This is a genomic window from Aliihoeflea aestuarii (assembly GCF_024105665.1).
In the GTDB taxonomy this organism is placed as follows: domain Bacteria; phylum Pseudomonadota; class Alphaproteobacteria; order Rhizobiales; family Rhizobiaceae; genus Aliihoeflea; species Aliihoeflea aestuarii.
Map to the genome: position 1 here is coordinate 211133 of NZ_JAAAMK010000002.1, position 12849 is coordinate 223981.

Genomic DNA, 12849 nt, shown 5'->3' on the forward strand with positions numbered 1-12849 from the left:
CGATGCGTGAAGAGCAAAGCTTCGGCGGTTTTGAAAGTGCTTCAACGCATAAGCGTGTGATTGACTTCAGGGAATGAGAATCGTGGTACCAGTCGTCCTGCGGCCTTCAAGATCGGCATGCGCCTGTGCGACCTCGGCGAGCGGATATCGCTGGTTGATCTCGATCTTCACGATACCGTTCTTCACCACGTCGAACAGCGCACCGGCCGATTCTTCCAATTCAGCGCGCGTCCCGATGTAGGAGAAAAGCGTCGGACGCGTCATGTAGAGCGAGCCCTTCTGCGACAAGAGCCCGACATTCATCGGCGGGATCGGGCCGGAGGACTGCCCGAAAGATACGAATAGGCCGCGTGGGTTGAGGCAGTCGAGCGATCCCTCGAACGTGTCCTTGCCGACCGAATCGTAAACGACGTCGCACTTCTTCCCGCCGGTTATCTTCGCCACTTCCTCGACGAAATTCTGCTCACGGTAATTGATGACGTGGTCGAAGCCGTGCGCCCTGGCGAGTTCGACCTTGTCGGGCGAACCGGCTGTGCCGATCACGGTTGCGCCCAGATGCTTTGCCCACTGGCCAAAGATCAGCCCGACGCCGCCGGCAGCGGCATGGTAGAGAACCGTGTGCCCGGCCTTGACCTCGAAGGTGCGACGGAGAAGATACTCGGCCGTCATGCCCTTCAGCATCATGCCGGCCGCTTCCTCATCGGAGACGCCCTCTGGAATCTTCACCAGCTTGTCGGCCGGCATCGTGCGCGCGGTCGTGTAAGCGCCGATCGCGGAGGCGTAGGCCACCCGATCGCCGACCTTGATGCCGTGGACGCCCGGCCCGATTTCTTCCACCACACCGGCAGCTTCATGGCCCGGCGTCAGCGGAAGACCATTCGGTGCCGGATAAAGGCCCGTGCGGAAATAGACGTCGAGGAAATTCACGCCGATCGCGGTGTGTCTGATTCGCGCTTCGCCCACCGCCGGCGCGGCGACGTCCACGTCTTCCAGCGTCATTGCTTCCGGGCCGCCATGCGCGTTGATGCGGATCGCTTTTGCCATCGATCAGGCCTTTCTCATTCCAAGCTTGGGGAAGATCTGCATCACGATGCCGATACAGAAAAGATAGATGCTCAGGATCGCGATCGAGACCTGCACGAACTCCGGTGGGTCCATGTCCATGATCAGGGCATAGGCCGACAGCGCGCACCATCCGAGGAAGATGCTCAGATTGAGCGGACGCAGCCGCGCGACCCTTACGGGATGCAGGAAGTTGAGCGGCAGGAAGGTCAGGATCGCGGCGACAACGACGACGGCGAACGACACCCACTCGCCCGGTTCGATCACGAACAGCGTAAAGACAACCATGTTCCAGACGACCGGGAACCCCTTGAAGAAGTTCTCCGTCGTCTTCATGCCGGTGTCGGCATAGTAGATCGCGCTCGAAACGACGATGATCGCGGCTGAAAGGAACGACAGTCCCTCGCCCATGAAACCGCTCTGGTAGAGCGCGAAGGCGGGAATCAGAACATAGGTGACGTAGTCGATGATGTTGTCGAGGAGTTCGCCGGACCAGGTCGGCAAAACCTCCTTGACGTCGAGCTTGCGCGCGATGGGTCCGTCGATTCCATCCACGAACAGCGCGAGACCAAGCCACAGGAACATGGCCGTCCACTGCTTCTCGGCCGCCGCGACGAGCGACAGGAAGGCGAGAAACGACCCGGACGCAGTCAGCAAATGCACCGAAAAAGCGCGCGCCTGCGGCCAGGTCACCTTCTTCTTGGGCTTGGGAATGCGCTGCGACAACGGCTTTCGATTGGTATCCTTACTCACGGGTCCACGCCAGTCCAGCTTTGAAGAAGCGGTCGAAGACTCGTCCTCGCGCCGCCGATTTAACTCTCCCATCCGCAATGGGCCAAATCGCCCCGTTGATCAATCCCGTGGCTGAGAACATATATCCGTTTCAAAAGGAAAGCGGATGGCAATGACGGATCGAGCCGAATACGAGGTACTTGTCGCGGGCACCGGCCCGGTTGGAATGATCGCCGCCCTCGCCTGCGCGAAGGCCGGCTTCCAAACGGCGATCGCGGGTCCGAAGGCGTCGACTGCCGATGGCCGAACCACGGCGATCATGCATCCGGGCATCGATTACCTCAAATCGCTCTCGCTTGGCTCGTTCATTGAGACTCGCGGTGAGCCGTTGCGCACCATGCGGATCGTCGATGCCACGCAGCGCCTCGTCAGAAGTCCGACGGTAACCTTCCATGCCTCGGAACTCGATCTGCCAGCCTTTGGGCACAACGTGGCGAACGCCGAATTCAACGCCGCCCTCGAAACTGCGATTTTGGAAACGCCGGGGATTCGTCGTCTGGAAGGCCTCGTCGCAAGCTGGCATCCATCGGAAACGCATGTCGACGCCAGGATGGAGGATGGCACTGAGATCGCCGCTGCCCTCGTAATAGCGGCGGATGGAAGGGGGTCGTCTGCAAGGCTTGCCGCCGGCATCTACGTGGAGACCCAATCGACCGGCCAGTCGGCCATCGTCCTGAGCTTTTCGCATACGCGGCCGCATGAGGGCATTTCGACGGAGTTTCACACCGAATCCGGCCCGTTCACGCAGGTTCCGCTTGCCGGAAACCGGTCGAGCCTCGTGTGGGTGGTACGCACCGACGATGCGCCGTCCATCTTGGCGCTCGACCCATCCGAACTCGCTGTCCGCATCGAAGGGCAAATGCGCTCGATGCTCGGACGCGTGACAGTGGAGACGCAGCCGCAGACCTATCCGCTGAGTACGTCGCGGCCACGGCGTTATGCGCTGAACCGAATCGCCCTCGTCGGTGAAGCCGCACATGTCTTTCCGCCGATCGGCGCGCAGGGATTGAATCTCGGCATCCGCGACGTCGAAAGCCTCGTGCAGGTCGCGACGCGCAACCGGGAAGATATCGGCGCCGCAGACGCACTTGCCGCCTACGAGGCCAAAAGACGCCCCGACATCGCTTTGCGCTCGGGCGTAGTCGACCTTCTGAACCGCTCGCTGCTTTCCGATCTGCTCCCGGCTCAGGTCGCCAGAAGCGCCGTTTTCGAGGCGCTGCGTACACTATCGCCTTTGCGCAATTTCTTCATGCAGGAAGGCATGCGTCCGGGAAACGGCCTGCGGTCACTGCTGCCTCTCAAGACCAGGGATCGGCAGGCAGAAAGCCGGACTTGATCGCGTAGAGGATAGCGGTGACGGTCGCGATCGACACGATCGTCGTGACGAGCACGCTGGCCGAAGCCCGCTGCACCCATACGCCGTATTGCTGCGCGATGACGAACACGTTGGTGGCCGTCGGCAATGCGGCGAGCAGCATGGCCGTATAGATCCAGACCGGCGGGAAATCGCCGATTGCCGTCAGGATCGCGTAGCAGATGAGCGGATGCACGATCAGCTTGAGCACCGTGATCGGCAACAGATCGACCGGCACACGCTTCAGCGGACGCAGCGCGATCGTCACGCCCATCACGAACAGCGCGCAGGGCGCGGCCGCCCGAGCGAGATAATCGAGCATGGTGTCGAGAGCGACGGGTGGACGCCATTGAAGCCAAGCGGCCAGAACGCCCATCGCGGTCGCGATGATGAATGGATGATAGACGATCTTGGTCGTCACACCCCTGGCCACCTGCCACCAGGACTCCTTCCGTTCGCCGGACACCGCCATCATGAACGGGGCGACGGCGAAGTGGACTGCATTTTCGAAGGCGAATATCAGGGCGACCGGGACGGCGGCCTGCTCGCCGAACGCCAAAAGTGCCAGTCCGGGGCCCATATAACCGATATTCCCATAAGATGCCGCCAACGCCTTGATCGTCGAATCGGGAATATTCCGGTCGCCGATCCACGAAATCGCGAACATGAGCGAGAAGACGATATAGGTGGCCGCGACGGCGCCCAGTATGAAGGTCCAGTTTGTGAGTTCCTCGAAGGGCGTCTGGGACAGAAGCTGGAAGAAAAGAGCGGGCAAGGCGAGGTAGAGGATGAATGTGTTCATCCAGCCGAGCGCTTCGATAGGCTGTTTGGTGAGCATTGCCACCAGCGAGCCGAGGAAGATCATGCCGAAGAACGGCAGCACGAGTGCAATGATGTCAGACATGGATCCGCGCGACTGGCTACATGCCGCGCTTACGAAGCGGGAGCGTGACCGTCAAGCCATGCGGGATTGAATTTATATCGTCGGTGCGCCAGATAGACCATTGAGGTCAATTACATGCCACATACGATACAAGCCAGATTCGCCATTGGACAAGTTGTCCGGCACCGCATCTTTCCGTTTCGCGGCGTCATCTTCGATGTCGACCCGCAATTCGCCAATACCGAGGAATGGTATCAGTCCATCCCGGCCGAGATGCGGCCCCGCAAGGACCAGCCCTTCTACCATCTTCTCGCCGAAAACGCCGAGACCGAATATATCGCCTACGTGTCGGAGCAGAACCTTTTGCCTGACGAAACGGGCGAGCCCGTCCGGCATCCGCAGTTGCGCCAATATTTCGGATCGCTGCGTGGTGGCCACTACGAGCCTAAGCCGCGAGCCAGCCATTGAGGTCCACACTTAAAAATGAAAAAGGCGGCTCAAGGCCGCCTTTTGTCTGTTTGAAATCCCGTGGAGATTACTCGGCAGCAGGAGCCGGAGCCGGCGTCGCGCCACCACCCTGTACCGCACGTTCCTGCTCTTCACGCAGGCGGCGATTGAGTTCTTCGGTATTGCGGCTGACGAAATCCTGAAGCTGGCGCTGACGGTTCTCGATGTCCGACTGTTGCAGCGGCGCCCCGTCATAAGCCTGCGTAAAGCCTGCAAGGGTCACCTGTATCGGATTGGGCTGGTTCTGGAAATTAACCGAAGTCAGCCGCAGGTTCGACCCGCGCTTGAACGAGTTCACGAGCTGGTCGGTCAACTGGCCTTCGGCGATGCACCGGTCGGGCAGGCAGATGACGTAATCCAGTTTCTGTGTTTCGCCGCCATCGATCTGCAAGCCGATGCCGGGAGGCAGAAGGCGGCCGGGCGGCACGGTGACCTGGAACACGCGGCGATCCTGACCGCCTTCAAGCTGGATAAGGCTGATGCCCGTCAGAAGCTGTCCCGTTTCCGAAACCATGATGTTCTGCACGTTGCAGATCGAAGTTTCTTCCTGCTGGGTGCAGGCCTTGAACCAGCCCTCGGGCAGTTGCGGCTGCTGCGCGCTTGCAGAAGACGTCGAAAGCGCCAGTCCCACCAGGCCGGCAGCGATCGTTGAAAAAGTGGTAGCGGTGGTAAGGGTCGTCATCCGAAGCGATCCTTTCGCATAAAGAATTCGGGTGCCGGAACCGGCCGTAGCCCATCGATTGGCGTCGTGTTGGCCAAATGCGGCAACAGCATGACTGCAGGTCGGCTCCTACACGTTTGCCGACGCGAAATCCATAGCGCTCGCGATTTCGACAAGATGCGCGCGCATATCGCAGGTCGCGCGACGGGTTGGCCGGTTCAACTCCATAACCGGATAGATTACCCTCCGGCGAATCATCTTGTATCGGGAGCGGTTGGTCATGCGAGGACTTATGGGCGTTGCGGCCGTGACGCTTCTGCTGGCGCCCTCGGCAGTCGCCGCAGAACCGCGACATGCGATCGCCATGCACGGCGATCCCGCCCTGCCCGCAAACTACGCGCACTTTCCATACGCGAACCCCGACGCGCCGAAGGGCGGTACTGTCACCTATTGCGTGGTCGGAACATTCGACAATCTCAACCCCTTCATTCTTCGAAGCCTGCGCACGACGGCACGCGGCGTGATCGACACGATTTTCGGCAATCTCGTCTTTGAAACGCCGATGACCCGTAACATGGACGAGGCGTTCGGCCTCTACGGCCTGCTCGCCGAATCGGTGGAGATGGACGAGGCGCGCAGCTTCCTCGAGCTCAACCTCAACCCGGACGCAAAATGGTCCGACGGCGAACCCGTCACGCCCGAGGACGTCATCTTCACCTATGACGTTTTCACCGAAAAGGGCCGTCCGCCCTTCCGTGATCGCATGCGGCGGGTGGAAAAGCTTGAAAAGACCGGCCCGCACAGCGTCCGGTTCACGTTCAACGAAGAGGCGGATCGCGAATTTCCGTTGATCATCGCGATGACGCCGATCGTGCCCAGGCACGCCTTCGACATGGAAACCTTCGATCAGACGACCCTGCAGCCGGTGGTCGGCAGCGGCCCCTACCGGATTGCCAGTATCGCGCCGAGCCAGCGCATCGTCTTCGAAAAGAACCCGGAATATTGGGGAAAGGACATTCCCGCCAAGCGCGGCTTCGACAATTACGACCGCATCACGATCGAATATTTCCAGAACCAGAATGCGCAGTTCGAAGCCTTCAAGAAAGGCATCTGCGACATCCACCTCGATGCGGACCCGGTGCAGCGCGAGCGCGATTTCGACTTTCCCGCCTATTTGGACGGCCGCGTCGTCGGCGAGACATTCGAGGTCAGTATTCCCCCCGTGGTCACAGGCTTCGCCTTCAACACGCGCCGCCCGGTCTTCGCGGATGTGCGCGTGCGGCGCGCTTTGGCGATGCTGTACGATTTCGACTGGGTGAACCGGAACATCTATTCGGGCCGCTACACGCGCACGCAAAGCTATTGGCAAGGCTCGGACCTTTCGGCGCTGCACGTATCCGCATCCACCCGCGAGCGGGAACTGCTCGCCCCGTTTCCCGACGCCGTCACACCGGACGTCATGGATGGCACATATGAACCGGCTCACCTGGAAAATGCCGGCGACCGGCGCGACATTCTGCGCGCCGCCCATGACCTTCTGGCCGAAGCCGGCTATCGGACCGAGGGCGGCCGCATGCTCCGTCCCGACGGACAGCCCTTCACGTTCGAAATCCTGACGGGATCACGTTCGGAAGAACGACTGGCGGCCGTCTTCCAGCGCACGCTCGCGCGGCTGGGAATCAATATGTCGATCCGCACGCTCGACGATGCGCAGCTTCAGCAGCGCAAGCAGCGTTTCGAGTTCGACATGCTGGTCGGCACCACCGGCTTCTCGGGAACGCTGTCGCCAGGCATCGAACTCCTCAATCGCTGGGCTTCGCCATCGCGCGATATCGAAGGTTCGTTCAATCTGGTCGGCGCCGCCGATCCCGCGATCGATGCGATGATTGCGGCTATGCTTGCTGCTCGCAGCCGCGATGATTATGTCGCGGCGGTACGGGCGCTCGACCGGGTGCTGATTTCTGGCGCCTTTATGGTTCCGATGCAGCACAACACCGAACAATGGGTCGCCTACTGGAACCGTCTGCGGCACCCGGAACATACGTCGCTCTACGGCTATCAATTGTCGACGTGGTGGAGTGCCGGCGTCGAAACGGAGTAGAAAACCGAGATGACCCCGCATCTGCCCCTTTCCATCGATGTCGTGTCCGATGTCGTTTGCCCGTGGTGCTATATCGGCCTCAAACGCCTCGATGCGGCGATCGCGCAGGCGAACGACGTGACCGTCGACGTTCGCTGGCGCCCGTATCAGCTCGACGCGACGATCCCCGCAGGCGGCACAGACCGGAAGCAATACATGCTGGCGAAGTTCGGCAGCGAGGACCGGCTGGCTGAAATCCACGCCAGGGTCGCGGAAGCCGGCCGGGATGCGGGCATCGAATTCGCTTTCGATGCGATCCGCGTGTCGCCCAACACGCTGGATGCGCATCGCCTGATCCGCTGGGCAGGCACGGAAGGCCGCGACGTGCAGACCAACCTCGTCCGCCGTTTGTTCGCGATGTATTTCGAGGAAGGCCGCGACATCGGCGATCACGCCGTGCTGACGGAGGCGGCACGGACCAGCGGCATGGATAGCGCGGTCGTGGAGACGCTTCTGGCATCAAATGCGGACACCGATGAGGTCCAGGCCGAGATCGACACCGCCGCTCAAATGGGCGTGCGCGGCGTGCCGTGTTATCTGGTCGAAGGCCGTTACGCCATCATGGGCGCGCAGGAGCCTGCCGTGCTGGCCGACGCGATCCGGCAGGTCGCGCAGGCCAGGGCGCGCGGAGAACTTGGACCGGCTGCCTGAATCAAAGGCTCAAGCAGCGCTCGCAACCACTCGGTTGCGACCGGCATTCTTGGCTTCATAAAGCGCGATATCGGCACGCTTCATCATCGCCTCTACCGTATCGGGCTCGCCCTTCAGCGAGGCGACCCCCACTGAAATCGTGATGTCGAGCCGCTTGTCGCCATTGCCGACCGGAAACGGATTGCGCTCGATCTCGCGGCGGATGCGCTCGGCAACCTTTTCGGCAAGCGCCGGCTCGGTATCCGGCATGACGATGACGAATTCCTCGCCGCCATAACGGCACGCAAGATCGAAGCCGCGCACGCTCTGGCGAAGGCGCATGGCGAACTCGCGCAGGATGTCGTCGCCCGCGTCATGCCCATGCAGATCGTTGATGGATTTGAAGCGGTCGATATCGGTGATCAGCAGCGACAGCGGCTTTTGGCGCATGCGCGCCTTTCCCGCGAGACTTGCCAGATGGCTGTCGAGGTAACGTCGGTTGTGCAGGCCGGTCAGCCCGTCGGTGACGGCCATCTCGATGGTCTGCGTGACGCTCGAGCGTAGCTGGTCGTTGTAGCGCTTGCGCTTCACCTGCGTGCGCAGGCGCGCGATCAGCTCCTGGCGATCGACGGGGCGCGTCACATAGTCGTTAATGCCGAGTTCGAGCGCGCGCGCGAGGCGCTGGTTTTCGTCCGGTCCGGCGATCAGCATGATCGGAATGAAGCGCGTGCGGTCGAGCGTGCGCAGTTGCGCGCACAGCCGCAACGGATCATGACCACCGAGCGCGGTGGACAAGAGGATGCATTCGTAGCTGTGTTCAGCCGCCTCGAAAAGACCGGTCTGCGGGTCCGGAATCACATCGAGCGTGCAGATTCCGCGCAGATATTTCTCGATCTGTTCGATGGATGACGGGCGGTCGTCGATCAGCAGGACGCGGATCGGCGCATCGACCGAGATATCGCGCTTCTTCAAAAGCTCCTCGATGCCGATATTGCGCGTCGTCGAAGCGCGCATGCGCAACTCGTCGGTCAGCGTCTTGAGCCGCACCAGGCTCTTGACGCGCGTCATCAGTTGGAGGTCGTTGACCGGCTTGGTAAGGAAATCGTCGGCGCCGACTTCGAGACCCCGTACCCGGTCGACCGTCTGGTCGAGCGCCGTCACCATGACGACGGGGATATGGGCGGTCGCCGAATCCGACTTGAGCCTGCGGCAGACCTCGAAACCGTCCATGTCGGGCATCATCACGTCGAGCAAAACCACATCGATGCGTCCACCCTCGCAAATGTCGAGCGCATCGCGCCCGTTGGTCGCGGTCAGGACCTCGAAATACTCGGCAAGAAGCCTTGCCTCCAGCAGTTTCACATTTGCCGGAACGTCATCGACAACCAGTATCCGCGCCGTCATTTCAACCCCTGCCCCGGCAGCCCCGCCGGCTCCTCACGCATCGCCAAGATAGGATTTGATCGTCTCGATGAACCGGGCGACCGAGATCGGTTTGGAGATATAGGCTTCGCAGCCACCTTGCCGAATTCGTTCCTCATCGCCTTTCATCGCGAATGCCGTCACCGCGATGACCGGAATCGAGCGCAGATCGTCGTCGTCCTTCAGCCATTTGGTGACCTCCAACCCCGACACTTCGGGTAGCTGGATGTCCATCAGGATCAGGTCCGGCCGATGCTCGCGCGCAAGATCGAGGGCTTCGAGCCCGTTGCGCGTGCGCACGGTCTCGTAGCCCGACGCCTCGATGAGGTCGCGAAAGAGCTTCATGTTGAGCTCGTTGTCCTCGACGATCATCACCTTCTTGGTCATAAGCCCTCGACTGTATTCGGCGCCGAATGGCTTCGACCCCGCCGAACCCTAGCGCGATTTGATTGATGAAACGCAAACTCGTGAAAACAAAGCCGTGCTCGATGCTTGATCGCAGCCAAGTCACGGGCTAACCCGGCGCAATGAAAAGAACCATGTCGGATTCGATCCATAACGACAAGAAGCTGACGCCCGAAGCGGCCGAGGCGATCGCCATTCAGGCACTCGGCTTTGTTGCCGCAGATTCGCAATTGCTTCCCCGTTTTCTCGACCTGACCGGCATTGCCGCGCACGAGATCAGGCGCGCAGCAAGCGAACCCGGCTTTCTCGCCGGAGTGCTTCAATTCGTGCTCGCGCACGAGCCGACTTTGATCCAGTTTTCCGAGGCGAGCGAGGTCGCCCCTCAGGATGTGGGTCGCGCCTTGCGTTCCCTGCCGACCGGCGACGACCGCTACGAGATCAACACATGAGTGACGATCCCGAAACGCTGCGTCAGATCGAGGAACTGGCGGCGGACGATCGCCCGCTTCTGATCCTCGACGTCGACGATGTCATCCTCGATTTCATCAAGCCCTTTCCGCGCTATCTGCAATCGAGAGGCTTCGATCTGCGCCTCGATTCGTTTCACCTCCATGGCAACATCTTCCATGTCGAGAACGGCGAGGTCGCGGCGACCGGACACGTCACGGAACTGATCGACGAGTTCTTTCACGGTCAGGCGGAATGGCAGACCATCACCGAAGGCGCGGCCGACGCGATGGCTCAGATCGCCAAAAGCGCGGAGATCGTCCTCTTGACTGCCATGCCGCACCGGTTTCGCGAGGCGCGGCGAAACCACCTCGACGCACTCGGCCTGCCCTACCCGCTATTGACTACCGAAATGGCCAAAGGCCCGGCGGTCGCACGCCTTCGTGGACCGACGCCGCGTCCGATCGCCTTCGTCGACGACCAACCACGCAATCTCGTTTCTGCGCATGAACATGTGCCCGACGCGACGCTCTTTCACCTGACGGCGGACAATTCGCTGCGCGAACTGATGCCGCCACCGCCCGATTTCGCGGTAATCGTCGAGGATTGGAAATCCGCATTGCCGAAGATCGAGCAGGCATTGGGTATCTGAACGCATTCGCGCTTGCCGCCTGAACGATGCCGGCATAACATCGCGTTCCGGTTCCGTTCCATTCAGATGCGCCCGCCATCCAATTCGCCCACGAGCGGCTTTTGCCGCGACTGCCTGACGCTTCAGCGCGAACGCGTTGCGCGTTGCCATGCGTGCGGCAGCCCGCGCCTTATCCGCCACGACGAACTCTACGCGCTTCATCTGGCGCATATCGATTGCGACGCCTTCTATGCGGCGGTCGAGAAGCGCGACAACCCGGCGCTGCGGGACAAGCCGGTGATCATCGGCGGCGGTACGCGTGGTGTCGTATCGACGGCCTGCTACATTGCCCGCATCAAGGGCGTTCGTTCGGCCATGCCGATGTTCAAAGCGTTGGAAGCCTGTCCCGAAGCCATCGTCATCAAGCCCGACATGGAAAAATACGTTCGCGTCGGGCGTGAGGTGCGCCAGATGATGGAAGCCCTGACACCGCTCGTCGAACCTTTGTCCATCGACGAAGCCTTTCTCGATCTTTCCGGCACGGAAGCGCTGCATGGCCGGCCGCCGGCGCTCGTGCTCGGGCACTTTTCCCAACAGGTCGAAAAGGAAATCGGAATCTCGGTTTCGGTCGGGCTTTCCTACTGCAAATTCCTCGCCAAGGTCGCCTCGGACCTTCGGAAGCCGCGCGGTTTCGCAGTCATCGGCGAGGCGGAGGCGCTCGAATTCCTGGCCGGCCAGCCGGTGTCGCTGATCTGGGGTGTCGGCAAAGCGTTCAATGCGGTGCTTGAGCGAGACGGAATCCGTACGATCGGGCAGTTGCAGCGCATGGAGCAGACAGACCTCATGCGTCGCTATGGTACCATGGGCCAGCGTCTCTATCGGCTCTCGCGCGGAGAGGACGTGCGCCGCGTCTCGTCCGACCGCGAGGCGAAAAGCGTGTCGGCCGAGACGACCTTCGACACGGATTTGTCACGCGCCGACGACCTCGTCCCGGTCCTTCGGGCACTCAGCGAAAAAGTATCGCGACGCCTGAAAAAGCACGGTGTTGCCGGCCGAACCGTCGTGCTCAAATTGAAGACAAGCGACTTCAAGACGCGCACTCGTAATCGCGCATTGTCTGATCCAACGCAACTCGCTGAGCGCATGTTTCAGACCGGCCTCGACATGCTCAGGCACGAGATGGACGGCACGCGTTTCCGGCTGCTCGGCATCGGCGTCAGTGATCTTGCCGACTCCAGTCGGGCTGACCCGCCCGATCTCGTGGATGTGCGCGGCGGGAAGGCGGCCAAGGCCGAAGGCGCCGTAGACCGCCTGCGCGAAAAGTTCGGCAATACGATTGTGGAAACGGGCTATACGTTCGGGCGTCCGCGCAACGGCCGGCCACCGCGCACCGAGTAGTTCACTGACGCTGAAACGAAAGTTGCGAGGTCACGATCTGCTCCTGCGTTTCGGGATGTGCCTCTCTGGTCACGATTTGCAGCGAATTGCCGGTCGCCGATAGCGACATGGCGGCCTCGCGTCCACTCTCCGGCCACGAAACGGAAAGATTGATCGTATCTCCATCGCGCGTGCCGGCCAGATTCGCGGGACCGTGAATAGAACCCGTATAGGTTCCCGAATAGCTGGTTCCGTCCACGGAGAGGTCGGCGCCGATCTCGCGCGACATGATGATCAAGGCGCTACAGGTACCGCGCATCGATACCGCGTCGGCGCTTGTGGTCGACGAAAGCTCGCAGGTCACATCGACCGGTCCGTCCTCCGGCTTGAGACGAATTTGTCCGCCGCCCGACCATTCCCCTGCCAGCGTTTGCAGAAAGTCGGCCTCGGATGCTGCGACGGGCATCGCGAATATGCTTACGGCAGTCAGCAGTGCCGGCAGGAGCTTGCGCATGTCGATCCTCTCGCTTCTGAACGA

Annotated in this window: 14 protein-coding genes; 7 read left to right on the forward strand and 7 right to left on the reverse strand. The window is 61.2% G+C overall.

Annotation, left to right across the window (positions count from 1 at the left end; genetic code table 11):
* Window positions 1-66: 66 nt before the first annotated feature.
* Together GTW25_RS05290 and pcsA are read right to left on the reverse strand one after the other, a co-directional pair.
* Window positions 67-1044: a quinone oxidoreductase family protein gene (locus tag GTW25_RS05290; protein ID WP_252910921.1), complete on the reverse strand. Its 978-nt coding sequence runs from the start codon at window positions 1042-1044 to the stop codon at window positions 67-69.
* Between the two features lie 3 nt (window positions 1045-1047).
* Entirely contained in the window at window positions 1048-1815 is a 768-nt protein-coding gene (pcsA, locus tag GTW25_RS05295; protein WP_252910922.1) for a phosphatidylcholine synthase, read from the reverse strand.
* A 145-nt stretch (window positions 1816-1960) separates the two neighbouring features.
* On the opposite strand from pcsA, the gene GTW25_RS05300 reads away from it, so the two are divergent.
* Entirely contained in the window at window positions 1961-3190 is a 1230-nt protein-coding gene (locus GTW25_RS05300) for a UbiH/UbiF family hydroxylase (protein ID WP_252910923.1), read from the forward strand.
* On the opposite strand, the gene GTW25_RS05305 is transcribed toward GTW25_RS05300, so the two are convergent.
* Window positions 3153-4112 (reverse strand): AEC family transporter, encoded by a 960-nt coding sequence (locus GTW25_RS05305; RefSeq protein ID WP_252910924.1) that lies wholly within the window; start codon window positions 4110-4112, stop codon window positions 3153-3155. The two genes, GTW25_RS05300 and GTW25_RS05305, sit on opposite strands and share 38 nt — an antisense overlap.
* Before the next feature lie 114 nt (window positions 4113-4226).
* Here GTW25_RS05305 and hspQ point away from each other — a divergent pair, with 114 nt between their 5' ends.
* Window positions 4227-4559: a heat shock protein HspQ gene (hspQ, locus tag GTW25_RS05310; protein ID WP_252910925.1), complete on the forward strand. Its 333-nt coding sequence runs from the start codon at window positions 4227-4229 to the stop codon at window positions 4557-4559.
* Between the two features lie 67 nt (window positions 4560-4626).
* On the opposite strand, the gene GTW25_RS05315 is transcribed toward hspQ, so the two are convergent.
* Window positions 4627-5280, reverse strand: coding sequence for an invasion associated locus B family protein (locus GTW25_RS05315; RefSeq protein WP_252910926.1), 654 nt, complete (start codon window positions 5278-5280; stop codon window positions 4627-4629).
* 259 nt (window positions 5281-5539) lie between these two features.
* Here GTW25_RS05315 and GTW25_RS05320 point away from each other — a divergent pair, with 259 nt between their 5' ends.
* Both GTW25_RS05320 and GTW25_RS05325 read left to right on the forward strand, forming a co-directional pair.
* A complete protein-coding gene (locus GTW25_RS05320) occupies window positions 5540-7360 on the forward strand; it encodes an extracellular solute-binding protein (protein WP_252910927.1) in 1821 nt (606 codons plus the stop codon).
* Window positions 7361-7369: 9 nt separating this feature from the next.
* The gene (locus GTW25_RS05325; RefSeq protein ID WP_252910928.1) at window positions 7370-8050 is read left to right on the forward strand and encodes a DsbA family oxidoreductase; all 681 of its coding nucleotides are present in this window, start codon (window positions 7370-7372) and stop codon (window positions 8048-8050) included.
* A 9-nt stretch (window positions 8051-8059) separates the two neighbouring features.
* Here the strand turns inward: GTW25_RS05325 and GTW25_RS05330 are convergent, their stop codons facing one another.
* Together GTW25_RS05330 and GTW25_RS05335 are read right to left on the reverse strand one after the other, a co-directional pair.
* On the reverse strand, window positions 8060-9433 hold the full coding sequence (locus tag GTW25_RS05330; protein ID WP_252910929.1) for a PleD family two-component system response regulator: 1374 nt from the start codon (window positions 9431-9433) through the stop codon (window positions 8060-8062).
* A 33-nt stretch (window positions 9434-9466) separates the two neighbouring features.
* Window positions 9467-9838, reverse strand: a complete 372-nt coding sequence (locus GTW25_RS05335; protein ID WP_024585493.1) for a response regulator — start codon at window positions 9836-9838, stop codon at window positions 9467-9469.
* 152 nt (window positions 9839-9990) lie between these two features.
* On the opposite strand from GTW25_RS05335, the gene GTW25_RS05340 reads away from it, so the two are divergent.
* From GTW25_RS05340 to GTW25_RS05350, 3 genes are all read left to right on the forward strand, one after another.
* Entirely contained in the window at window positions 9991-10305 is a 315-nt protein-coding gene (locus GTW25_RS05340; RefSeq protein WP_252910930.1) for a DUF3572 domain-containing protein, read from the forward strand.
* Entirely contained in the window at window positions 10302-10955 is a 654-nt protein-coding gene (locus tag GTW25_RS05345; RefSeq protein ID WP_252910931.1) for a hypothetical protein, read from the forward strand. Before GTW25_RS05340 ends, GTW25_RS05345 begins: the two co-directional genes overlap by 4 nt.
* 66 nt (window positions 10956-11021) lie before the next feature.
* Window positions 11022-12332: a DNA polymerase IV gene (locus tag GTW25_RS05350; RefSeq protein WP_252910932.1), complete on the forward strand. Its 1311-nt coding sequence runs from the start codon at window positions 11022-11024 to the stop codon at window positions 12330-12332.
* Between the two features lies 1 nt (window position 12333).
* On the opposite strand, the gene GTW25_RS05355 is transcribed toward GTW25_RS05350, so the two are convergent.
* Complete coding sequence (locus GTW25_RS05355; protein WP_252910933.1) at window positions 12334-12825, reverse strand: hypothetical protein; 492 nt, start codon at window positions 12823-12825, stop codon at window positions 12334-12336.
* Between the last annotated feature and the right edge of the window lie 24 nt (window positions 12826-12849).